At 67.7% G+C, this 21905-nt stretch carries 21 protein-coding genes; 15 read left to right on the top strand and 6 right to left on the bottom strand.

Annotated features, from left to right (window positions below; genetic code table 11):
• Positions 1 to 4 precede the first annotated feature (4 nt).
• The 6 genes from DKT77_RS10880 (at position 5) to DKT77_RS10855 (ending at position 4837) form a co-directional block, all read left to right on the top strand.
• Positions 5 to 1021 carry a formamidase gene (locus DKT77_RS10880; RefSeq protein WP_109811722.1) on the top strand — a complete coding sequence of 339 codons (1017 nt, stop codon included), beginning with the start codon at positions 5 to 7 and terminating at the stop codon, positions 1019 to 1021.
• Positions 1018 to 1710 carry a biuret amidohydrolase gene (biuH, locus tag DKT77_RS10875; RefSeq protein WP_109811721.1) on the top strand — a complete coding sequence of 231 codons (693 nt, stop codon included), beginning with the start codon at positions 1018 to 1020 and terminating at the stop codon, positions 1708 to 1710. Before DKT77_RS10880 ends, biuH begins: the two co-directional genes overlap by 4 nt.
• Positions 1707 to 3230 (top strand): ABC transporter ATP-binding protein, encoded by a 1524-nt coding sequence (locus tag DKT77_RS10870; protein WP_109811720.1) that lies wholly within the window; start codon positions 1707 to 1709, stop codon positions 3228 to 3230. Before biuH ends, DKT77_RS10870 begins: the two co-directional genes overlap by 4 nt.
• Positions 3227 to 3901: a cysteine hydrolase family protein gene (locus tag DKT77_RS10865; RefSeq protein WP_109811719.1), complete on the top strand. Its 675-nt coding sequence runs from the start codon at positions 3227 to 3229 to the stop codon at positions 3899 to 3901. Before DKT77_RS10870 ends, DKT77_RS10865 begins: the two co-directional genes overlap by 4 nt.
• Positions 3894 to 4235, top strand: a complete 342-nt coding sequence (locus tag DKT77_RS10860) for a cupin domain-containing protein (RefSeq protein ID WP_109811718.1) — start codon at positions 3894 to 3896, stop codon at positions 4233 to 4235. The genes DKT77_RS10865 and DKT77_RS10860 overlap by 8 nt, the downstream gene beginning before the upstream one ends.
• Before the next feature lie 68 nt (positions 4236 to 4303).
• Positions 4304 to 4837, top strand: a complete 534-nt coding sequence (locus DKT77_RS10855; protein ID WP_109811717.1) for a P-loop nucleotide/nucleoside kinase family protein — start codon at positions 4304 to 4306, stop codon at positions 4835 to 4837.
• A 15-nt stretch (positions 4838 to 4852) separates the two neighbouring features.
• On the opposite strand, the gene glnT is transcribed toward DKT77_RS10855, so the two are convergent.
• From glnT to DKT77_RS10825, 6 genes are all read right to left on the bottom strand, one after another.
• The gene (gene glnT, locus DKT77_RS10850) at positions 4853 to 6160 is read right to left on the bottom strand and encodes a type III glutamate--ammonia ligase (protein WP_109811716.1); all 1308 of its coding nucleotides are present in this window, start codon (positions 6158 to 6160) and stop codon (positions 4853 to 4855) included.
• Positions 6161 to 6170: 10 nt separating this feature from the next.
• Entirely contained in the window at positions 6171 to 7502 is a 1332-nt protein-coding gene (locus tag DKT77_RS10845) for an FMN-binding glutamate synthase family protein (RefSeq protein ID WP_109811715.1), read from the bottom strand.
• Between the two features lie 10 nt (positions 7503 to 7512).
• Positions 7513 to 8199, bottom strand: coding sequence for a protein GlxC (locus tag DKT77_RS10840; protein WP_109811714.1), 687 nt, complete (start codon positions 8197 to 8199; stop codon positions 7513 to 7515).
• Positions 8196 to 9098: a class II glutamine amidotransferase gene (locus DKT77_RS10835; protein ID WP_109811713.1), complete on the bottom strand. Its 903-nt coding sequence runs from the start codon at positions 9096 to 9098 to the stop codon at positions 8196 to 8198. The genes DKT77_RS10840 and DKT77_RS10835 overlap by 4 nt, the downstream gene beginning before the upstream one ends.
• Before the next feature lie 158 nt (positions 9099 to 9256).
• Positions 9257 to 9886 carry a helix-turn-helix domain-containing protein gene (locus DKT77_RS10830; protein WP_109811712.1) on the bottom strand — a complete coding sequence of 210 codons (630 nt, stop codon included), beginning with the start codon at positions 9884 to 9886 and terminating at the stop codon, positions 9257 to 9259.
• 42 nt (positions 9887 to 9928) lie between these two features.
• Positions 9929 to 11020 carry a GlxA family transcriptional regulator gene (locus DKT77_RS10825; RefSeq protein WP_238547813.1) on the bottom strand — a complete coding sequence of 364 codons (1092 nt, stop codon included), beginning with the start codon at positions 11018 to 11020 and terminating at the stop codon, positions 9929 to 9931.
• Positions 11021 to 11146: 126 nt separating this feature from the next.
• Between DKT77_RS10825 and DKT77_RS10820 the strand changes: the two genes are divergently transcribed.
• From DKT77_RS10820 to DKT77_RS10780, 9 genes are all read left to right on the top strand, one after another.
• Complete coding sequence (locus DKT77_RS10820) at positions 11147 to 12397, top strand: sarcosine oxidase subunit beta family protein (protein ID WP_109811711.1); 1251 nt, start codon at positions 11147 to 11149, stop codon at positions 12395 to 12397.
• A 7-nt stretch (positions 12398 to 12404) separates the two neighbouring features.
• On the top strand, positions 12405 to 12692 hold the full coding sequence (locus DKT77_RS10815; RefSeq protein WP_109811710.1) for a sarcosine oxidase subunit delta: 288 nt from the start codon (positions 12405 to 12407) through the stop codon (positions 12690 to 12692).
• Positions 12689 to 15646 carry a sarcosine oxidase subunit alpha family protein gene (locus tag DKT77_RS10810; RefSeq protein ID WP_109811709.1) on the top strand — a complete coding sequence of 986 codons (2958 nt, stop codon included), beginning with the start codon at positions 12689 to 12691 and terminating at the stop codon, positions 15644 to 15646. Before DKT77_RS10815 ends, DKT77_RS10810 begins: the two co-directional genes overlap by 4 nt.
• A complete protein-coding gene (locus DKT77_RS10805; RefSeq protein ID WP_238547812.1) occupies positions 15639 to 16211 on the top strand; it encodes a sarcosine oxidase subunit gamma in 573 nt (190 codons plus the stop codon). Before DKT77_RS10810 ends, DKT77_RS10805 begins: the two co-directional genes overlap by 8 nt.
• A gap of 434 nt (positions 16212 to 16645) precedes the next feature.
• Positions 16646 to 17776: a Gfo/Idh/MocA family protein gene (locus DKT77_RS10800; RefSeq protein WP_109811707.1), complete on the top strand. Its 1131-nt coding sequence runs from the start codon at positions 16646 to 16648 to the stop codon at positions 17774 to 17776.
• 174 nt (positions 17777 to 17950) lie between these two features.
• Positions 17951 to 19261, top strand: a complete 1311-nt coding sequence (locus tag DKT77_RS10795) for an ABC transporter substrate-binding protein (RefSeq protein ID WP_109811706.1) — start codon at positions 17951 to 17953, stop codon at positions 19259 to 19261.
• A gap of 123 nt (positions 19262 to 19384) precedes the next feature.
• On the top strand, positions 19385 to 20341 hold the full coding sequence (locus DKT77_RS10790; protein WP_109811705.1) for a carbohydrate ABC transporter permease: 957 nt from the start codon (positions 19385 to 19387) through the stop codon (positions 20339 to 20341).
• Between the two features lie 229 nt (positions 20342 to 20570).
• Positions 20571 to 21512, top strand: a complete 942-nt coding sequence (locus DKT77_RS10785) for a carbohydrate ABC transporter permease (protein ID WP_109811704.1) — start codon at positions 20571 to 20573, stop codon at positions 21510 to 21512.
• A 201-nt stretch (positions 21513 to 21713) separates the two neighbouring features.
• Positions 21714 to 21902 carry a hypothetical protein gene (locus DKT77_RS10780; RefSeq protein WP_109811784.1) on the top strand — a complete coding sequence of 63 codons (189 nt, stop codon included), beginning with the start codon at positions 21714 to 21716 and terminating at the stop codon, positions 21900 to 21902.
• The last annotated feature ends 3 nt before the right edge of the window (positions 21903 to 21905 follow it).

Below are 21905 nucleotides of genomic sequence, written 5' to 3'. Positions count from 1 at the left end.
CGCCATGAACGGTCTGGGAGGCCTCAACAAGTCACCGAACGGCGTCGTCATCGGGCTGGTGCAACTGCAATTGCCCGACGTGAAGACGAAGGCCGATCTGACCGCGCAGACCGCGCGCGTGGTTGAGCTGGTCGGCAAGGCCCGGCGCAACAACGCGGGCATGGATCTGGTCGTCTTCCCCGAATACATGCTGCACGGCCTGTCGATGGACACCAACCCCGAGATCATGTGCGATCTGGACGGGCCCGAGGTCGCCGCGCTCAAGGCCGCCTGCATCGAGCATGACATCTGGGGCTGCTTTTCCATCATGGAGGCCAACCAGAACGGCAATCCTTTCAATTCAGGCATCGTCATCGACAACACCGGCGAGATGCAGCTTTACTACCGCAAGCTGCACCCCTGGGTGCCCGTCGAACCATGGGAGCCGGGCGACCTGGGCATCCCGGTGATCGACGGGCCGAAGGGCTGCAAGCTGTCCCTGATAATCTGCCACGACGGCATGTTCCCCGAGATGGCCCGCGAAGCGGCCTACAAGGGGGCCGAGATCATGCTTCGTACCGCCGGCTACACCGCGCCGATCCGCGAAAGTTGGCGCTTTACCAACCAGTCCAACGCCTTCTGCAACCTGATGGTCACGGCGAATGTCTGCATGTGCGGGTCCGACGGCACCTTCGACAGCATGGGCGAGGGGATGATCTGCAACTTCGACGGCAGCACCATCGCCCACGGCACCACCGGCCGCGCCGACGAGATCATCACCGCCGAGGTGCGTCCCGACCTCGTGCGCGAGGCCCGCGTGCACTGGGGGGTGGAGAACAACATCTACCAGTTCGGCCATCGCGGCTATGTCGCAGTGAAGGGCGGCGCGCAGGATTGTCCCTATACCTACATGACAGACCTTGCGGCGGGGCAGTACCGCCTGCCCTGGGAGGACGAAGTGAAAGTGACCGACGGCACCTCCTGCGGTTTCGATGCACCGACGCGGACCTACGCGCCGGTCCGCAAGGAGGCAGCGGAATGAAGGATGCGGCGCCCCGCACCGTTGTGGCCGACCCCTATGCCTGGCCATGGAACGGCGATCTGCGCCCCGGCAACACCGCGCTCGTGATCATCGACATGCAGACCGATTTCTGCGGGGAGGGCGGCTATGTCGACAAGATGGGGTATGACCTGTCTCTGACCCGCGCCCCGATCGAACCGATCCGCGCGGTGCTGGCAGCGATGCGCGCAGGTGGGTTTCACGTGATCCACACCCGTGAAGGGCACCGGCCCGACCTGTCGGACCTGCCCGCCAACAAGCGCTGGCGCTCCCGGCAGATCGGCGCGGGCATCGGCGATCCGGGCCCCTGCGGAAAGATCCTCGTGCGCGGCGAACCGGGCTGGGACATCATCCCCGAACTTGCCCCGCTGGAAGGCGAGCCGATCATCGACAAGCCCGGCAAGGGCAGTTTCTGCGCAACCGATCTGGAACTCATGCTGCGCACCCGTGGGATAGACAACCTGATACTCACAGGCATCACAACCGACGTGTGTGTCTCCACCACCATGCGCGAGGCGAACGATCGCGGCTTCGAATGCCTCGTTCTGTCCGACTGCTGCGGCGCGACGGACAAGGGCAACCACGACGCCGCGCTGAAGATGGTCACGATGCAGGGTGGCGTATTCGGTGCGGTCGCGGACAGCGCCACGCTGCTGGCTGCGCTGCCATGACCCCCGACCTGCCGCAGGGCGCCATCGGGGTCGAAACGTTGCACATGACGATGCGCTTCGGCGCGTTCACGGCGCTTGACGACGTGTCGATCCGCATAGCGCCGGGCAGCTTTCACGCGCTGCTGGGCGAGAACGGCGCGGGCAAGTCCACGCTCGTCAAATGCATGATGGGCTTCTACCATGCCACGGCGGGCGAGATGCTGGTCGCCGGGCGCGAGGCGCGGGTGCCAGATCCGCGCGCGGCGCATGCGCTGGGTCTTGGGATGGTCTACCAGCATTTTACGCTGGTCCCGTCGCTGACCGCCGCCGAGAACCTCGTGATCAGCCGCCCCGACGCGCCAAGGGTCATCGACTGGCGCGCCGAACGCGCGGCGTTGGCGGCCTTCATGGACCGGATGCCGTTCCGCGTGCCGCTCGATCAGCCGGTCCGGGCGCTCGCGGCGGGCGAGAAGCAGAAGCTGGAGATTCTCAAGCAGCTCTATCTCGGGCGGCGCTTCCTGATCCTCGACGAACCGACATCCGTTCTCACGCCCGACGAGGCGGATGAGGTGCTGGGCCATGTCCGCGCGCTGTGCGAGGCTGGGCAGATCACCGTGCTGATGATCACCCACAAGTTCCGTGAGGTGACCGCCTTCGCCGACGAGGTGTCGGTGTTGCGGCGCGGTCGGCTGGTCGGCGGTGGGCGCGTCGCTGACCTGTCGCATTCCGACATGGCGGCGATGATGATGGGAGACGCCGCCATCGCCGAACCCGCCCCGCGCACCGGCAGAGCGGGCGCGCCGGTGCTGGCGCTGCGCGCCGCACGGGCGCGGGACCGGTCCGGTCTGAAGGACATCGCCATCGACGCGCTCCAGGTTCGCGCGGGCGAGATCGTGGGCATCGCAGGCATCTCGGGCAACGGCCAGATGGAACTGATGGAAATCCTCACCGGGCAGCGCCCGCTGGAGGCTGGCGAGATCGAGGTCAAGGGCGCGCCCTACACCGCCAGCCGGGCCGAGGCGCGGCTGCGCGCGGTGCGCTATCTTCCCGAGGAACCGCTGCACAACGCTTGCGCGCCGCGCATGTCGGTGGCCGAGAACATCGGCTTTCGCAGCTTCGATCTGAACGGCAGCGGCACCCGTTTCTGGCTGTCGGGGCGCGAAATGCGCGCCCGCGCGGCTGATCTTGTTGCCGCGTTCAAGGTCAAGGCGGCCTCGCTTGATGCACCCATCGCGGCGCTGTCAGGCGGCAACGTGCAGCGCGCGGTGCTGGCCCGCGAGTTGACCGGCGACGTGGATGTGCTCGTCATTTCCAACCCGTGCTTCGGGCTGGATGTGTCGGCTGTGTCCGAGATCCGTGCGCGGATCATGGCAGCGCGGAACGCGGGCGCCGGTGTGCTGCTGATGTCCGAGGATCTGGACGAGATCCTGGAGCTGTCCGACCGGGTGCTGGTCATGTCCGAGGGGCGGATCGTTCACGAAACCACCGCCGCTGCATCGGACCCGGCGACACTGGGCCAGCACATGGGAGGCCACGCATGAGCGTGATCCGCGCCGAGCCGTTCGATTTTCCGCTGCGGCGCGGCGGGATCGGGCTGATCGTGATCGACATGCAGCGCGATTTCATCGAACCGGGGGGCTTCGGCGCCGCGCTGGGAAATGATGTCGCGCCGCTGCAGGCGATCATCCCCGCGGTGCGCGCGCTGCTGGACGGGGTGCGCGCCGCGGGACTGCCTGTGATCCACACGCGCGAATGTCACCGCCCGGACCTGTCCGACTGTCCACCGGCCAAGCGGGCGCGGGGTGGTGCCACGCCCACGATCGGCGATCGCGGCCCTATGGGACGCATCCTGATCGCGGGCGAACCGGGGGCCGAAATCGTGCCTGAACTTGCGCCGTTGCCGGGCGAGACGGTGATCGACAAGCCCGGAAAGGGCGCCTTCCACGCCACGCCCCTGGCCGAGGTGCTGACCGGGATGGGACTGCGGCAGCTTCTGTTCGCGGGTGTGACGACGGAGGTCTGCGTGCAGACCACCATGCGCGAGGCCAATGACCGCGGCTATGAATGCCTTCTGGCCGAGGACGCGACCGAAAGCTACTTCCCGGCCTTCCGGCAGGCAACGTTCGAGATGATCCGCGCGCAGGGGGCGATTGTGGGCTGGACCGCGCCGGTGGCGGCGATCCTTGCCGGGATCGGGGGCGATCATGGCTGAGGCGCGCAGCTTTCCCGCCCTGCTTGCCGGCGGCTGGCGCGACATGGTTTTCGAGCCATTCCGCGACGGGGTCGAGATCTGCCGCCTGGTGCAGGGGCCGCCGGACGTGGCGCTGCTGCGCTATTCGCCGGGCGCGACCGTGCCGCTGCATAGCCATCCGGGGCTGGAGACGGTTCTGGTGCTGGACGGCGCGCAGACCGACGAGAACGGCCGCCACGAGGTCGGCGCGCTTGTGGTCAACCCGCCCGGGACGCAGCACTCCGTTCGCTCGGACCAGGGCTGCACCGTGCTGATCCAGTGGGAAAGGCCCGTCCGCATCCTCGACGATGGGTAAACCGGACTGCGCCGCTTGGCGTGCGGCGACCGCCGGGCTAGGGTGGGGGCGCCTGACGGAGACGCCCCATGTCCACCCTCGTTGCGCTAGCCGGGCTTCCGGGGACCGGCAAATCCACCATCGCCCGGCATTTTGCGCGGGACAGCGGTGCGGTCTGGCTGCGTATCGACGAGATCGACGCCGCCATCTGGGCCCGTGATCCGGGACGCGATATCGGGCCCGACAGCTATCACATCGCGGCGGCGCTGGCGGCGTCCAACCTGTCGGTCGGCCATTGCGTCATCGTCGACAGCGTGAACCCGTGGCCGCTGACCCGCGCAATCTTCGCCGCTGCGGCGGACCGGGTTGGTGCGCGGCTGTTGGGGGTGGAAATCCTGTGCAGCGATGCCGCGTTGCACAGGCGTCGCGTGGAAGGCCGGGCGCCGGACGTGCCGGGGCTGGTGCTGCCGGACTGGACCAGGGTGCAGGCCCGCGACTACGCGCCATGGACGGACGCGGCGCTGCATCTCGATACCGCGCTCTGCACCCCGTCGGACGCGAGCGCCGCGATCGGTGCGGCCATGGCGGCACCGCCATGCGGGGGCCTTGGCGTGACCGGCTAGGCGCACCCGCCGCGGTCAGACATCAAGCGTGTTCACCCGCTCCCATTCCGAGAAATGGGCCGTGTAGGACAGCCATTCAGCGTGCTTGATCTTCAGGAAAGCGTCGGCAAAGCCGTCTCCCATCGCGCCCCGGAACGCGCTGTCGGCATCGAAGGCGCGCAGCGCGTCCAGCAGGTTCAGCGGTAGCTTTTCCGCATCGCTTGCAAGATGCCCCTCTGCATACATGTCAATGTCACGGCGCGGGCCGGGATCGGCCTGCCTGTCCAGCCCGTCAAGCCCTGCCGCGATGATCGCGGCCTGCAGCAGGTAAGGGTTCGCCGCGCCATCTGGCAGCCGCAACTCGAATCGCCCGGGCCCGGGCACGCGCACCATGTGCGTGCGGTTGTTGCCGGTCCATGTCACCGTGTTCGGCGCCCAGGTCGCGCCCGACAGCGTGCGCGGCGCGTTCAGCCGCTTGTAGCTGTTCACCGTCGGGTTGGTGATCGCGCACATCGCGGCGGCATGGGTCATGATCCCGCCCAGGAAATGCCGCCCCCGCGCCGACAGTCCAAGTTCCGCCGCGTCGTCGGCGAAGGCGTTGGTCGTGCCGTCCATGTCCCAGACCGACACATGCGCATGGCAGCCGTTGCCGGTCAGGCCCGCGACCGGCTTTGGCATGAAGGTCGCGCGCAGGCCATGCTTCTCGGCCACCGAACGGACCATGAACTTGAAGAAGCTGTGGCGATCGGCAGTCACCAGCGCATCTGCGTAGTCCCAGTTCATCTCGAACTGGCCGTTCGCGTCTTCGTGGTCGTTCTGGTACGGGTTCCAGCCCAGTTCCAGCATGTAGTCGCAGATCTCGGCCACCACGTCATAGCGGCGCATCACCGCCTGCTGGTCGTAGCACGGCTTCTCCGCGACGTCCTGCGGGTCGGAAATCGCGCGTCCGTCCGGTTCAAGCAGGAAGAACTCCGCCTCCACCCCGGTCTTCACGCGCAGCCCCGCCGCCGCGGCGAGGTCGATCTGGCGGCGCAGCACGTTGCGCGGCGCCTGGTCCACCGGCAAGCCCTCCATCACCGGGTTGGCGGGCACCCAAGCGACGTCCGGCTTCCACGGCAGCACCACCGCCGCGTCCGCGTCGGGCACGGCCAGCATGTCGGGATGCGCCGGGGTCAGGTCCAGCCATGTCGCGAAACCGGCAAAGCCCGCACCGTCCGCCTGCATGTCGGCGATCGCCTGCGCCGGGACCAGCTTGGCGCGCTGCCCGCCCGCAAGATCGGTGAAGGAGATCATGAAATACCGGATGCCCGTCTCGCGGGCGAACTCTGCAAGGTCGCGTGTCATCGGCTTCTCCTCAATATCCGCCGCGTCCGGGGATCCAGTCGGTCCCGGCCAGCGGCACGCCGGCCATCGCCGCGGCTTCCACGGTCAGCGCGCACAGGTCCTCAGGTTCGAGATTGTGCACATGGCTCTTGCCGCAGGCGCGCGCGATGGTCTGAGCCTCCAGCGTGAGAACGTTCAGGTAGTTGCGAAGGCGCCGTCCTGCCGCCACCGGGTCGAGCCGCGCCATGAGCGACGGGTCCTGCGTGGTGATCCCGGCCGGATCACGGCCTTCGTGCCAGTCGTCATAGGCTCCGGCGGTGGTGCCCAGCTCGTTGTATTCTGCCTCCCAGCGCGGGTCGTTGTCCCCCAGCGCGATCAGTGCCGCGGTGCCGATGGACACGGCGTCGGCCCCCAGTGCCAGTGCCTTTGCCACGTCCGCGCCGGTTCGAATGCCACCCGACACGACAAGCTGCACCTTGCGGTGCATCCCAAGCTCCTGCAGCGCGCGAACGGCGGGGCGGATGCAGGCCAGCGTGGGCTGGCCGACATGCTCGATGAACACGTCCTGCGTGGCGGCTGTGCCACCCTGCATCCCGTCCAGCACGACCACGTCCGCGCCCGCCTTCACAGCCAGCGCCGTGTCGTAATAGGGCCGCGCGCCGCCGATCTTGATGTAGATCGGCTTTTCCCAGCCCGTGATCTCGCGCAACTCGAGGATCTTGATCTCTAGATCGTCGGGCCCGGTCCAGTCCGGATGGCGGCAGGCCGACCGCTGGTCGATTCCTACCGGCAGATCGCGCATTCCGGCGACCCTGTCGGTGATCTTCTGGCCCAGCAGCATCCCGCCGCCGCCGGGCTTGGCGCCCTGACCCACGACGATCTCGATCGCGTCGGCGCGGCGCAGATCGTCCGGGTTCATGCCGTAGCGCGAGGGCAGGTACTGGTAGACCAGCTTTTCCGAATGCCCGCGCTCCTCTTCAGTCATGCCGCCGTCGCCCGTGGTGGTCGAGGTGCCGGCCAGCGTCGCGCCGCGCCCCAGCGCTTCTTTCGCCGGACCCGAAAGCGACCCGAAGCTCATGCCCGCGATGGTGATCGGGATCGCCAGTTCCAACGGCTTGGCGGCGAAACGGGTGCCCAGCGTCACGGCGGTGTCGCAGCGTTCGCGGTAGCCCTCCAGCGGGTAGCGCGAGATCGACGCGCCAAGGAACAGCAGGTCGTCGAAATGCGGCACCCGCCGTTTCGCCCCGCCGCCCCGGATGTCGTAGATGCCGGTCGCGGCGGCGCGCCGGATCTCGGCGTTCACCTCCCGGGTGAAGGTTGCGCTCTGGCGGGGCAGGGTGCGTGGGGTGTCGTTGTCCTTCATGCCATACGCCTCAATACGCCTGCGCGTTGTCGATATGAAAATTGTAAAGCGTGCGCGCCGATCCGTAGCGGCGGAACTCTGACGGGTCGGCCTCGACCTCGGCCCGTGCCAGCAGGTCCCTCAGCAGGTCGACGTGTTCCGGCAGCATCTCCTTCTCGACGCAGTCGGTACCCAGCGATGCAACGGACCCGCGCACGAAGAGCCGCGCCTCGTACAGGCTGTCCCCAAGCGCGTCGCCCGCGTCGCCCAGTACGACAAGGTTGCCCTTCTGTGCCATGAAGGCCGACATGTGGCCGATGCTGCCCTGTACCACGATGTCGATCCCCTTCATGGAGATGCCGCAGCGCGACGATGCGTTGCCGCGCACGACCAGCAGCCCGCCATGCCCGGTCGCCCCGGCGTACTGGCTGGCGTCGCCTTCCACAACGACGGTGCCTGACATCATGTTCTCGGCCACGCCGGGGCCGACCGACCCCTGCACGATGACGTTGGCGTGCTGGTTCATGCCCGCGCAGTAATAGCCGGTGGACCCCTTGATCCGCACCGAGATCGGCGCGTTCAGCCCGACCGCCAGCGCGTGACTGCCGCGCGGATTGACGATCTCGAACGCGGTATTCGGCTGCATCCCGGCGGTCGCCTGCAGGGCCGCGTTGACATCGCGCAGCGGGGTTTCGTTCAGATCGAGCATGGTGGTCATGCGGCGCGCTCCCAGAAATACACTTCGGCGGGCTGCGGTTCCCAGACGCGGGCCTCGCGGATGCCGGGCAGGTCCACCAGCGCGCGGTACTCCGAACCGAAGGCGACATAGCGGTCGGTTTCGGCCATTACGGCGGGTTTGCAGGCGATCGGGTCGCGCAGCACGCCGAAGCCGGTCTCGGTGCCGACCACGAAGGTGTAGAACCCGTCGAGATCGGCCAATCCGTCGCGCAATGCGCCGCCAAGGTCGCGGCCCTCCTGCAGGCGGTGGGTCAGGTAGGCCGCAGCGACCTCGCTGTCGTTCTCTGTCTCGAAGCGCATCCCGTCACGCACGAGTTGACGGCGCAGCGAATTGTGGTTGGAGAGCGAGCCGTTATGGACAAGGCATTGGTCCGGCCCGGTCGAGAACGGGTGCGCGCCCAGCGTCGTGACAGCGGACTCCGTCGCCATCCGCGTGTGGCCGATCCCGTGGGTGCCGCGCATCGCCGCAACGCCGAACGCCTCCGCGACCGACTGCGGAAGGCCGGTTTCCTTGAAGATCTCGATCCGGTTGCCCTGGCTCATGATCCGCAGGCCTGGAAAATCGGACCGGATCATCGCAAGCACGGCCTTCGCCCGGTCGCGCCCCAGCGCCAGCACCGCGTGGGAGCCCTTGCGCTCCAGCCGCGCGGGCGCACCAGTCAGGGCGGCCACCCGGTCGGCCAGCGTGCCGAATTCCGTGTCGCCCTCCGGCGACTGCACGGTGATCTTGAACGGCTTCTCGGCATCGGCGTTGTAGATCGCGATTCCGGCGCTGTCCGGGCCGCGGTCCGTCATCGTGACCAGCATCGCGGTCAGCATCGCGCCCAGCTCGGGCTCCAGGCGGCTGTCCTTGAGGAACAACCCAACAATGCCGCACATGAACTTCCCTCCGTGCCCGCGTCGCCTTTGTGGCGCATACCCCATTTAAAGGAAAGTATGTTTCCTGAAAAGCAAGAAATGATCCCACGGATGCGCAAATGCGCGGCACTCCCGCGCGCGAAACGCAGGCGCCGGGCCTCACCGGTCCTTGGCGGCTGTCACGAGGATTGCGGGTAGGCGATGATCGACAGGAATCGTGCGGGCAGGCGGGTCAGTTCCTCGGGCCCGTGCGGCGCATCCGCGTCGAAGAAGAAACTGTCGCCGGGCGCAAGGTCATAAAGCCGGTCGCCGTGGCGGTAGCGCACCTCGCCCTCCAGCATGTAGAGCAACTCGATCCCGTCATGCTGGAAGGTCGGAAACACGTCCGACGTCTCGGACAGCGTGATCAGGTAGGGCTCCACGACCACGCCACTGCTGTTGGAGCCGATGTGCCCCAGCAAATTGTATTGGTGCCCAGCCCGCGTGCCGGCGCGGTGGATCTCAACCGCCTCGCCGTTCTTCACATGAACCGCCTCGCGGCGTTCCTCGAAGCGGCGGAAGAAGGCGGTCAGCGGGACGCTCAGCGCGCCGGCGAGCACCTGCAGCGTGTTCAGCGAGGGTGAGATGTTGCCGTTCTCGATCTTCGACAGCATTCCCATGCTCAGCCCGGTTTTTTCGGACAGTTCGGCGACGGTCATGTCCTGCTGGTGGCGGAAGGCCCGCACCTCGCGGCCGATCGCCACCTCCAGGTTCTTCTCGCGCCTGTCGCGGACCTTGTGCGGATCCTGCCTGAATGCCGTGTCTGTCATGAAGCTCCTGACCGGGCCGCACCCGTGATCACCGTTTCGAGGCTAAGTCAGTTTCATCCGGCCTTCCAGTCCGATCCCCGGCTTTTGTCCGGTTCGGCCTGCCGCCAATGCCGCACCCCCGCCCGCAACCGCGTTCGCCGACCGCTCGGGCCCCTCCCGCCACTTCGGCCCCTCTTGGTCGCCCGCGTCCCCGTCGGACCCTGCGCGCAGGGCCGATGGGCGCTGTCCGAACCTGTCGCGGAACGCGCGGGCGAAATGCGCGCCGTTGGCGAAGCCGGTGGCCAGCGCGACCTCCAGCACGGGCAGGGCGGTCTGCGCCAGCAGGTCGCGCGCCTTGTCCAGCCGCAGGTCGCGGTAGAAACGCATCAGGCTGGTGCCCATCCGCATCCGGAACTGGCGTTGCAGGTGGCGCGGGCTGGTCCCCGCCAGCGCGGCGAGTTGATCCAGGCTCAGCGGGTCGGCGATGTGGCTTTCCATAAGGTCCACCGTCGCCACCAGCACCGGGTCGTGTATGCGGTACCGTTCGGCGGTGCCGGTGCGCTGCGGGTCGTCCGCGTCGCGGATGCGGGTGTGGATGAACCAGTCCGCCACGCGGGTCGCCAGCCCGGCGCCGTGATGCGTGGTGATCAACGCGTGCATCATGTCCAGCGGCGCCGCTCCGCCCGCGCAGGTGAACCGGTCGCGGTCGATCACGAACAGTCGCCGTTCCATCAGGTAGTCGGCGGACTCCTCGCGCAGCGCGTCGTAGTGTTGCCAGTGCACCGTGAACCGGCGCCCCGCCATCAGTCCGGCCTGCGCCAGCACCGCAGCCCCGCCCGAGATCCCGCCAAGCGCGACCCCGCGCCGTCCCTGCGCACGCAGGAAGCGCCATGCCTCGACATGGCGCGCGCCCATCGGATTGCCCCCCGCGACCACGAACACCATGTCGAACGGCGCGGTCACATCGCGCAGCGCGACCGTATCGAACCCCGCCCCGACCGACGCCGCGGCGCGCCCGCCATTCACCGACAGGAAAGTCAGGTCATAAAGCGCCCGGTCCTGCAGAAGGTTCGCCGCGCGCAGCGGTTCGACCGCCGCCGCGCAGGACATCAGCGCGAAATCCCTGAGCAGCAAGAAACCGATCCGTCGCGGCATGGCGAAGCTCCTTTCCGGGCTTGCATAGCCATATGGCCGGAAAAGACAAGAATCCGTCCCTTTCGGAAAGGCGCGGCGTGTTCCGAAGTGGCAGACCGGTCTTGCCTTGCAGGAAAGGGGCGGCGCGTGCGGTATTCGGGGTTCAGGATCTTGCGAGAGGCGCTCAGGGGCCATCGCGGCTGGGGCCCGGCCTGGCGCGATGCGGACCCGCAACCGTCCTATGACATCGTGATCGTCGGCGGCGGCGGGCACGGGCTGGCCACCGCGCATTACCTTGCAGCCCGGTACGGCGCGCGCCGTGTCGCAGTGCTGGAAAAGGGCTGGATCGGCGGCGGCAACGTGGGGCGAAACACCACGATCATACGCTCGAACTATCTGCTGGACGGAAACGAGCCTTTCTACGAGCTGTCCATGAAGCTCTGGGAGGGGCTGGAGCAGGACCTGAACTATAACGCGATGGTCAGCCAGCGCGGGGTTCTGAACCTGTGCCACAGCGACGCGCAGCGCGACGCTTACAGGCTGCGCGGCAACGCGATGCGGCTGCATGGCGCGGATGCGGAGTTGCTGGATGCTGATGCGGTGCGCGCAATGTACCCGTTCCTGAATTTCGACGACGCGCGCTTCCGGATCAGGGGCGGGCTGCTGCAGCGGCGCGGCGGCACAGTGCGGCACGACGCGGTCGCCTGGGGCTATGCCCGCGCCGCCGACAGCCGCGGGGTCGACATCATCCAGAATTGCGCGGTGACCGGCCTGCGCATCGAGGGCGGGCGCATCCGGGGGCTCGACACGACGCGCGGGCCGATCGCCGCAGGCAAGGTCGGCGTCGCTGTGGCGGGTCATTCGGGCGCCGTGATGGCGATGGCCGGGCTGCGCCTGCCGATCGAAAGTCACGTGCTGCAGGCCTTCGTCACCGAGGGTCTGAAGCCGGTGCTGGACGGCGTCATCACCTACGGTGCCGGGCATTTCTACGTCAGCCAGTCCGACAAGGGCGGGCTGGTGTTCGGCGGCGACATCGACGGTTACAATTCCTACGCGCAGCGCGGCAACCTGCCGGTGGTCGAGGACGTCTGCGAAGGTGGCATGGCGCTGATGCCGATGATCGGGCGCGCGCGGCTTCTGCGAATGTGGGGCGGCATCATGGACATGAGCATGGACGGCTCGCCCATCATCGACCGCACGCCGGTCGAGGGGCTCTATTTCAACGGTGGCTGGTGCTATGGCGGGTTCAAGGCCACCCCGGCATCGGGTCTGGCGTTCGCGCATCTGTTGGCCACCGACACGCCGCACGAAACCGCCGCCGCCTATCGGCTGGACCGGTTCCGAGCCGGGCGGATGATCGACGAAAAAGGGATGGGCGCGACGCCCAACCTGCATTGAGGGCGCCATGATCATCGACCACCCCCTGCTTGGGCCCCGCGACGCGCGCGAATTCACTTATCTCGGCGATGCCGCGCTGATCGACCGCCCGGATGGACTGGCCGCCGGTGCGGAGGATGCGTTCTACGACTATCTCTACCTGCGCGACAACCCGGCCGGACTGCACCGCGAATTGTGGTATCACGAACAGGGTGACCGGTCGTGGCTTGTGGTGACGCGCGACACGCGCAGTCACGAGATCACGCAGGTCGAACTCGCGCGCGACGTGGCGCTGGCTTTGGGGCGTGGGGCATGACCGTGGCGCAGCCGAACCGGCTGGCGGGCGGGCGGATCGACCGCGCGCGCACGCTGTCCTTCCGCTTCGACGGGCGGCGCTACACGGGCCATCCTGGCGACACGCTGGCCTCGGCGCTGGTGGCGAACGATGTTGCGCTGCTGGGGCGCAGTTTCAAGTATCACCGCCCGCGCGGGCTGATCTCCGCCGGGTCCGAGGAACCCAACGCACTGGTAACGCTGGCGCATGGCGGGGCACACACGCCCAATACCCGTGCGACGATGGTGGAATTGGTGGACGGGCTTGTCGCGGCGCCGCAGAACGCGTGGCCCTCGCTGCGGTTCGATACGCTGGCTGTGAACGATCTCGCAGCGCCGCTGCTGACGGCAGGGTTTTATTACAAGACATTCATGTGGCCGCGCGGCTTCTGGGAACGGGTCTATGAACCGGCGATCCGCCGCGCTGCCGGTCTGGGCCGTCTCGACACCGCGCCCGACCCGGACAGCTACGACCGGGGCTTTTTGCATTGCGACCTGCTGGTCGTCGGGGCGGGGCCTGCCGGGCTGATGGCGGCGCTGACAGCGGGCCGGGCAGGCGCGAGGGTGATCCTGGCCGACGAGGACACGGTCGCGGGCGGGCGGCTCAACGCAGAAACCCATGCCATTGACGATGCGCCGGGTGCCGACTGGGCGGCCGCAGCGCGGGCCGAACTGGCCGCGCTGCCGTCGGTGCGGGTGATGCCGCGCACCACGGTCTTCGGCGTCTTCGACCATGGCACCTACGGCGCTCTGGAACGCGCAGCGCCTGACGCGCCGTCCCACGCCCCGCGCGAGACGTTCTGGCGGATCTTTGCGCGCGCGTGCACACTCTGCGCCGGTGCGACCGAACGGCCCATCGCCTTTCCCGGAAACGACCGGCCCGGCATCCTGCTGGCCGGGGCCGCGCGCGCCTTTGTCAACCGCTGGGCCGCCGCACCGGCGCGGCGCGCGGCGGTGTTCACCAACAACGATGACGGGCATCGCAGCGCCGCCGACCTCGCCGCTGCCGGGATCGAAGTGGTAGCACTGATCGACACCCGCGCCGACGCACCCGATTGCCCCTTTGCCGCCGAAACCCTTCGCGGCGCACAGGTGATCGGCACGTCGGGTCGGCGCCGATTGACCGCGATCACCGTGCGCGCCGCGGGCGGCGCGCTCCGCCGCATCGCCTGCGGCGCGCTGGCGGTGTCGGGCGGCTGGAACCCGAACCTGCATCTCGCGGCGCAGCATCGCGCCCGTCCGGCCTGGGACGATGCCATCGCCGCTTTCGTGCCCGTGCCCGGCGCGGTACCGGGCCAGCGCGCGGCGGGCGCGGCGGCGGGGGTGTTTTCGACAGCCGGGGCGCTGGCGGGCGGGGCCGCCGCCGCCCGCGCCGCGCTGGAAGATCTCGGCCTGTCCGCGGGCGCGCCTGCCCCGTTGCCCCGCACCGAGGACGCGCCGGTCCGTGTCACCGCGTTCTGGCATGTCACCGGCGCGCCCGGGCGCGCGTGGCTCGATTTCCAGAACGACGTGACAGTGAAGGATGTCGCGCTCGCGCAGGCCGAAGGATTCCGGTCGGTGGAACATGTGAAGCGCTATACCACGCTCGGTATGGCGACCGACCAGGGGCGCACCGCCAGCACCGCCGCGATCGGCGTGATGGCCGCGCTTTCGGGGCAGGGTATCGCCGAAACCGGCACCACGATGGTCCGCCCGCCCTACACGCCGGTCAGCCTCGGCGCGCTGGCGGGCCGGGCGCGCGGGCCGCGCTTCCGCCCGGTGCGGCGTACCCCAACCCATGTCTTTGCCGAGGCGCGCGGCGCCGTTTTCACCGAGGCGGGCCAGTGGCTGCGGGCGCAATATTACCCCCGCCCCGGCGAGACGCACTGGCGCGAAAGTGTGGACCGCGAGGTGCGCGCGGTTCGCGGCGCGGTGGGCGTTTGTGACGTGACAACACTGGGCAAGATCGACGTGCAGGGCGCGGATGCGGCCGCGTTCCTCGACCGGATCTACTGCAATCGGATGGCCACGCTCCCGATAGGGCGCGTGCGCTACGGGCTGATGCTGCGCGAGGACGGCATCGTGATGGATGACGGCACTGCCGCGCGGCTTGGCCCGGACCATTTCATCGTCACGACCACCACTGCCAATGCAGGTGCGGTGACCCGGCACATGGAGTTCGCGCGCCAGTGCCTGTGGCCCGGCATGGATGTGCAGCTTGTCTCCGTAACCGATGCCTGGGCGCAGATCGCCGTCGCGGGGCCGAACGCGCGCCGCCTGTTGCGGCGCATTGTCGATCCGCCGCACGACCTGTCTAACCAGACCTTCCCGTTCATGGCCTGCGGGGCGGTCACCGTCTGCGGTGGTCTCGGAGGACGGCTCTTCCGGATCTCGTTCTCGGGCGAGTTGGCCTATGAGCTTGCCGTCCCCGCCCGCTACGGCAACGCGCTGATGGACGAATTGCTGGACCGGGGCGCCGATCTCGGCGCGACGCCCTACGGAACCGAGGCGCTTGGCGTGCTGCGGATCGAGAAAGGGCATGCGGCGGGGAACGAACTGAACGGCCGCACCACCGCCGCGATGCTGGGGCTGGGTCGGATGGTGTCTGGCGAGAAGGACAGCATCGGCGCGGTGCTGTCGCGCCGCGAGGGGCTGGCGGGCGACGACCGGCGGCTTGCGGGGTTCGTGCCGCTGGACGGAACAAGCGCAATTCCTGGCGGGGCGCATCTGCTGCGGCCGGGTGCGCGGGCCGAAGCGGCGAACGTGCTGGGCTGGATCAGTTCGGCCGCCTTCTCGCCCACGCTGGAGAGTCCGATCGCGCTGGGGTTCGTGGCGCTGGCCGGGGCGCGGATGGGCGCGACGCTCAGGGCGGTCAGCCCGGTGGACGGGCGCGACATACCGGTGCGGGCGGTGTCGCCGCATTTCGTGGACCCGGACGGAGGGCGCTTGCGTGGCTGAATATCGACTTGCCCCTACCTTCGCCTGCGGTGGCGCGGCACCGCTCCTCGCGCGTCACGGGGCGGTGACGATCACCGAACGGCCGGATCTTGCGCTGGCCGCGCTGGCGCAGCGCGCGGGCGATGCGGCGCTGGAGGCGCTGGTCCGCGATGTGACCGGGGCGCCGCCGCCGGGGCCGGGCCGGATCTCGGGTCAGGCGGGTGGGGTGCAACTGGCTTGGACCGGGCCGGGGCAATGGCTGGCACTGGCGCCCGCGGACCGGCATCCGGATCTTGCCGGGATGCTGGTCGCGCGGCTGGGCGCGGCGGCGTCGGTGACTGACCAGGCCGGCGGGTGGGTCTGTCTCGATCTCGATGGCGTGGGCTGCAGGGCGCTGCTTGAACGCCTTTGCCCGCTGGACACCGGCGCGATGGATGCGGGCCGGGCCGAGCGCACTGGGATAGAGCACATGGGCTGCCTTGTGATCTGCGAGGTGCCGGGCCAGCGCTACCGCGTTATGGCCGCGCGGTCCTTTGCGGTGTCGCTTGCGGACATGCTGGAAACGGTGGCGCGCGGTCTCGTCTGACGGCTTGTCCGGGAAGGGGGCTCCCGCCCGTCTTCGACACCTGCCGGTGTCTCATCCCGTTGGGTCCGGCAGGCTTCGCCTGCGGACCCGATGGGTGGCAGGCCGGGCACCGCTGTCCCCATTGCTGGCAGCAGACCTGCGGCCCCGCGCCCGCCATGTTCTGCGCCGTCTCGCCTTGGCTTCGTCGCGCCGCAACGGCCAGAGCGCGCGCCCGCACCGGAGGTGCGCGGCCCAACGGGATGAGACATGTCCATGTCGAAGACGGGCGGGAGCCCGCGGTCCTGCCTTCCGCCCGTCCCCCGTTCGCCTTCCGAAAACCCCTTGCCGACGGCGGCCCGGATCGGCCAACCTGACCCCGACCCGCCCGCAGATGGCGGGCTTAAACGGGAGGATATAACGTGGAACGACACGGAACACGGCGGCTCAGGCTCGGCATGGTCGGCGGCGGCGAAGGCGCCTTCATCGGCGGCGTGCACCGCATTGCCGCACGCATCGACGACCAGTTCGAGCTTGTGGCGGGCGCGTTCAGCGCCGATGCCGAGAAGGGCCGCCGCTCCGGCGCAGCGCTTGGGCTGGCCGAAGACCGCGTCTACGGGGACTTCACCGCGATGGCGAAGCGCGAGGCGCGGCTCAAGGACGGCATCGACGCCGTCGCCATCGTCACCCCGAACCACATGCACGTGCCCGCCGCCCGCGAGTTCCTGCGCCGCGGCATCCACGTGATCTGCGACAAACCGCTCTCGGCCAGTTTGCCCGAGGCGCGCAAGCTGGCTGCATTGGCGGCGAAGTCTGATGCGCTGCTGCTGCTCACCCACAACTACACCGGCTACCCGATGATCCGGCAGGCCCGCGAGATGGTGGCGCGCGGCGATCTCGGTGCATTGCGCGTGGTGCAGGTGGAATACGCCCAGGACTGGCTGACCGAACCGCTCGAAGAGACAGGCCAAAAGCAGGCCGGCTGGCGCACCGACCCGGCGCAGTCCGGCGCGGGCGGCTGCGTGGGCGACATCGGCACCCATGCCTACAACCTCGTACGCTTCGTCACCGGCCTGACGCCCGAGGCGCTTTCGGCCGATCTCGACACCTTCGTGCCGGGGCGGCGGGTGGACGACAACGTGCAGGTGATGCTTCGCTTCGAAGGCGGTGCGCGCGGGATGCTCTGGGCCAGCCAGGTCGCCGTGGGCCACGAGAACGGGCTGCGCCTGCGCATCTACGGCGACCGCGGCGGGATCGACTGGCATCAGGAACAGCCCAACGCGCTGACCTTCGCTCCGTTCGGCGAGGCGCCCCGCAGGATCACCCGCAATGGGCCGGGATCGGGTACCGCCGCTGCCGCCGTGAGCCGTGTGCCCGCCGGGCATCCCGAAGGCTACCTTGAAGGCTTCGCCAATCTCTACACCGAATCGGCCATCGCGATCCGCGCCCGGCAGGAGGGCGGCGGCGCCGATGCGACGGGCGAATGCCTTGTGCCCGGCATCGCCGAGGGGCTGGAGGGCATGGCCTTCATCGATGCCTGCCTGCGGTCGTCCAAGCGCAATGCCGCCTGGGTCACGCTGTCGGACTGACAGCGGCGCGCCGTGGGCCGCTCACCCGCCGCGTGCCGCGTCTTCGCCGATCACGAGATTACGGCGAGGGAAGTTTTCCTTTGCTTTGAGGTACGCACCTCATTTATGCTGGCCAAGACCTGGAACGATGGCGGGCTAACGCGCCGGACAGGCACCAACGGGAGGAATGACACCATGAGACGCACGACACTTTGGGCGGCGACCGCCCTGACGGCTGCGGCCGCCTCCGGCGCACAGGCCGAGGACCTGACGCTGTGCTGGGCCGCCTGGGATCCGGCAAACGCGCTGGTCGAACTCAGCAAGGAATTCGAGGCCCAGTCCGGCCACACGATGAACTTCGAATTCGTGCCTTGGCCGAACTTCGCGGACCGGATGCTGAACGAATTGAACTCTGGCGGCAAGCTGTGCGACCTGCTGATCGGCGACAGCCAGTGGATCGGCGGCGGCGCGGAAAACGGCCATTACGTCAAGCTGAACGACTTTTTCGAGGCCGAAGGCATCTCGATGGACGATTTCGCGCCTGCGACCGTCTATGCCTATTCGACCTGGCCCAAGGGCACGCCGAACTACTACGCGCTGCCGGCGATGGGCGACGCGAACGGCTGGTTCTATCGTAAGGACTGGTTTACCGACCCCGAGATCATGGCAGCCTACAAGGAGGCCACCGGCGACGATCTGCGCGAGCCGCAGACCCAGCAGGAACTGCTGCAGATCGCGCAGTTTTTCCAGGGCCGCGAGATCGACGGCCAGACCCGCTATGGCGCCGCTATCTTCACCGAACGCGGCTCCGAAGGGATCACCATGGGTGCGACCGGCGCGCTCTACACCTTCGGCTTCAAGTACGAGAACGAACCGGGCAGCTACGACATGGAAGGCGCTGTCAACTCGCCCGAAGCGGTGGCCGGGCTGGAGTTCTACAAGGAGCTTTACAAAACCGCGACCCCGCCGGGATACACCGACAGCTACATGGAACAGGGGCTCGACGCGTTCAAATCCGGCCAGGTGGCCATGGCGATGAACTGGTTCGCGTTCTTCCCCGGTCTTTATGCCGATCCGACCACCGGCGGCGACAAGATCGACTTCTTCGTCAACCCGCCGCAGAACCAGGCCGCCTCCACGCTGGGCGGGCAGGGCATTTCGGTCGTGGCGTATTCCGACAAGCAGGATGCGGCGCTCGAATACATCAAGTGGTTCGCCCAGCCCGACGTGCAGGCGAAATGGTGGGCGCTTGGCGGCTACTCGGCGCATAACTCGGTGCTGAACGATCCGGGCTTCCCCGACAGCGCACCCTTTGCCGGCGACTTCCTGCTGGCGATGGAGAACGTTCAGGACTTCTGGCAGGAGCCGGCCTATGCCGAACTGCTGCTGGCGATGCAGAAGCGGCTGCACGACTACATCGTGGCCGATGTCGGCACCGCGCAGGAAGCGCTTGACAAGCTGATCGAGGACTGGACCGAAACCTTCGAGGACGAAGGCAAGCTCTGATCCGCCGACGGCGGGGCGCCCGGCGCGCCCCGCCGCCCGTTACGGCACACTCCACCGTCCAGACAGGCACAAGCTCCCGGGTCAAGCCCGGGACGCCGGCCGAACCGCGCCCGAGGGGTCGACATGACCGAACCATCCGCCGAAAGTCCCGCCGACAAGCTCGCGCGCGCCACGCCGCCGCGCGTCGCCCGCCGCATCCGTGGCCTGTCGGACCGCGCCATCGCGTGGATCTTCGTCGCGCCGTCGATCTTCCTGCTGCTGGCGGTCAACATCTTCCCGCTGATCTGGACGATCAACCTGTCCTTCACCAATTTCCGCGCCAACCGGAACCGGGAGGTCGAATACATCGGCCTGCGAAACTACGAACGAATCCTGACGGACAGCGACATCTGGCTGACGATGCAGGCCACCGCGCATTTCCTGTTCTGGACGATCTTCTTCCAGGTCCTGATCGGCTTCACGCTCGCCTGGCTGATCAACCGCAAGTTCCGCGGCAACGATCTATGGACCACCATTATCGTACTGCCGATGATGCTGTCGCCTGCTGTCGTCGGCAACTTCTGGACCTTCCTATACCAGCCGCAGATCGGCTTGTTCAATTACGTCGTATCCTTCTTCACCGGCGTGGACCCATCGTCGTTTTCGATGATCGGGCAGGTCAACCTCGCACCGTGGTCCATCGTCATTGTGGACACTTGGATGTGGACGCCCTTCATCATGTTGATCTGCCTCGCCGGTCTGCGCTCCATTCCCGACTACATATACGAGGCGGCCGAGGTGGATCGCGCCTCCAAGTGGCGGCAGTTCTGGACCATCACTATCCCGATGGCGCTGCCCTTCCTGATGCTCGCGGTGCTGTTCCGCGGCATAGAAAACTTCAAGATGTTCGACCTTGTGGTGCAGCTTACCGGGGGCGGGCCCGGCTCCGTTACCGAACTCACCTCGATCAACCTCAAGCGTGAGGCGTTCGAGAAATGGCGCACCGGTTATGCATCGGCCTATGCCGTGATCCTCTTCGTCACAGTGTTCGGCCTTGCCTCGATCTACGTCAAGGCGCTCAACAAGGTGAAGGAACGATGAGGGGCCGAGATCGCGCGCACGCGTCGGGTCGAGAGAACGGTCAGCCGGGCCACGCGGGCTACGAGGGAGGAGGGAGGGAACACCACCCACGCCGCCCGGCTGCGTTTGTCGGGGAGGGAACGTACCCGACAAGGCTAACCTCTGCACGCCGCGTGCCATCCGCAACCCTTGGGCGAAAAAATTCGCGAAACAGTTTCTGCCCCGCATCCAGCCCTGACGGAGCCGCGCCATGAGCGACTATTCCATCACCGCCGCCTCGCCCGCGCAGAAATGGCTCGCAGGCACGCTCGTCGTGCTCTACGCGGTCATCACCATCATGCCGCTGCTGTGGATCATCGCCACCGGCTTCAAGACGCCGGCCGACGCGATCTCCTATCCCCCGAAGATCGTGTTCGATCCGACGCTGGAAGGCTACGTCAACCTCTTTACCACCCGCACCCGCGTGACACCGGAAACGCTGGAGGCGCTTGGCGAGCCGACAACCTGGTATGACCGCATCGTGCGCCAGTACGACATGGTCATCGCAGGGCCGTCGCGCTTCGGCGAACGCTTCCTGAACTCCGTCATCATCGGCTTCGGCTCCACCTTCCTGTCGGTGTTCCTCGGCACACTCGCCGCCTATGCCTTCTCGCGCTTCAAGGTGCCGCTTAAGGACGACCTGCTGTTCTTCATCCTCTCCACCCGGATGATGCCGCCCATAGCCGTCGCCATCCCGATCTTCCTGATGTTCCGCCAGCTTGGTCTGTCGGACACGCACGCGGGAATGATCCTGCTTTATACTGCGGTGAACCTGTCGCTTTCGGTGTGGCTGCTGAAGGGCTTCATCGACGAGATTCCCCGCGAATACGAAGAGGCCGCGCTGATCGACGGCTACACCCGCTTTCAGGCCTTCACGAAGGTCGTTCTGCCGCAGGCTGCGACCGGCATAGCCTCCACCGCGATCTTCTGCCTGATCTTCGCGTGGAACGAATACGCCTTCGCCGTGCTGCTGACCTCGGGCACAGCGCAGACAGCGCCGCCTTTCATTCCGACGATCATCGGCGTAGGCGGGCAGGACTGGCCGGCCGTTGCCGCCGGCGCGACGATCTTTCTCGTGCCGGTGATGGTGTTCACGATCCTGCTGCGCAAGCACCTGCTGCGCGGGATCACCTTCGGGGCGGTGCGGAAATGATACCTGTGCGCGGTATCCCGGGGCTCCGCCCGTTCCGACCTGAAACGCTTCCCCTCAGCCTTTCCGGGACGGCCGTCACCCTTCGGCGCAGTGCGCAGATGGCCCGCCCGACGCGCAAAATGGCAACGACCGGAGTCCTACAGGAGTCATATGGGAGTCATATGCGAGTCATATACCCGATTTTCCGCGAGGGAGGCCGCCATGCGTGACTTTCTGCGCGGCCTCGCCCGCCTGCGCCGCGGCCCTTGGGAGGCGCTCGCCTCCACCCTGATCGGACTGGGCGTGATAATGCTGATGCAGCCCTTCCTGCTGGTCGCTTACACGTGGTCCTTCCTTGTCACGCTGACCGGAACGGTGATGTTCATCATCGTTTCCCATTTTCCCGAGTGATCC

The organism is Meridianimarinicoccus roseus, from assembly GCF_003172915.1.
Taxonomy (GTDB): domain Bacteria; phylum Pseudomonadota; class Alphaproteobacteria; order Rhodobacterales; family Rhodobacteraceae; genus Meridianimarinicoccus; species Meridianimarinicoccus roseus.
The sequence above is the reverse complement of the archived record's forward strand: the minus strand, read 5'-3'. Positions and strand labels throughout refer to the sequence as shown.

Bases quoted from the DNA above. Each gene is read 5' to 3' on its own strand.
- DKT77_RS10880 (WP_109811722.1), top strand. From the start codon at position 5: ATGAACGGTCTGGGAGGCCTCAACAAGTCACCGAACGGCGTCGTCATC.
- biuH (WP_109811721.1), top strand. From the start codon at position 1,018: ATGAAGGATGCGGCGCCCCGCACCGTTGTGGCCGACCCCTATGCCTGG.
- DKT77_RS10870 (WP_109811720.1), top strand. From the start codon at position 1,707: ATGACCCCCGACCTGCCGCAGGGCGCCATCGGGGTCGAAACGTTGCAC.
- DKT77_RS10865 (WP_109811719.1), top strand. From the start codon at position 3,227: ATGAGCGTGATCCGCGCCGAGCCGTTCGATTTTCCGCTGCGGCGCGGC.
- DKT77_RS10860 (WP_109811718.1), top strand. From the start codon at position 3,894: ATGGCTGAGGCGCGCAGCTTTCCCGCCCTGCTTGCCGGCGGCTGGCGC.
- DKT77_RS10855 (WP_109811717.1), top strand. From the start codon at position 4,304: ATGTCCACCCTCGTTGCGCTAGCCGGGCTTCCGGGGACCGGCAAATCC.
- glnT (WP_109811716.1), bottom strand. From the start codon at position 6,160: ATGACACGCGACCTTGCAGAGTTCGCCCGCGAGACGGGCATCCGGTAT.
- DKT77_RS10845 (WP_109811715.1), bottom strand. From the start codon at position 7,502: ATGAAGGACAACGACACCCCACGCACCCTGCCCCGCCAGAGCGCAACC.
- DKT77_RS10840 (WP_109811714.1), bottom strand. From the start codon at position 8,199: ATGACCACCATGCTCGATCTGAACGAAACCCCGCTGCGCGATGTCAAC.
- DKT77_RS10835 (WP_109811713.1), bottom strand. From the start codon at position 9,098: ATGTGCGGCATTGTTGGGTTGTTCCTCAAGGACAGCCGCCTGGAGCCC.
- DKT77_RS10830 (WP_109811712.1), bottom strand. From the start codon at position 9,886: ATGACAGACACGGCATTCAGGCAGGATCCGCACAAGGTCCGCGACAGG.
- DKT77_RS10825 (WP_238547813.1), bottom strand. From the start codon at position 11,020: ATGCCGCGACGGATCGGTTTCTTGCTGCTCAGGGATTTCGCGCTGATG.
- DKT77_RS10815 (WP_109811710.1), top strand. From the start codon at position 12,405: ATGATCATCGACCACCCCCTGCTTGGGCCCCGCGACGCGCGCGAATTC.
- DKT77_RS10810 (WP_109811709.1), top strand. From the start codon at position 12,689: ATGACCGTGGCGCAGCCGAACCGGCTGGCGGGCGGGCGGATCGACCGC.
- DKT77_RS10800 (WP_109811707.1), top strand. From the start codon at position 16,646: ATGGTCGGCGGCGGCGAAGGCGCCTTCATCGGCGGCGTGCACCGCATT.
- DKT77_RS10795 (WP_109811706.1), top strand. From the start codon at position 17,951: ATGAGACGCACGACACTTTGGGCGGCGACCGCCCTGACGGCTGCGGCC.
- DKT77_RS10790 (WP_109811705.1), top strand. From the start codon at position 19,385: ATGACCGAACCATCCGCCGAAAGTCCCGCCGACAAGCTCGCGCGCGCC.
- DKT77_RS10785 (WP_109811704.1), top strand. From the start codon at position 20,571: ATGAGCGACTATTCCATCACCGCCGCCTCGCCCGCGCAGAAATGGCTC.
- DKT77_RS10780 (WP_109811784.1), top strand. From the start codon at position 21,714: ATGCGTGACTTTCTGCGCGGCCTCGCCCGCCTGCGCCGCGGCCCTTGG.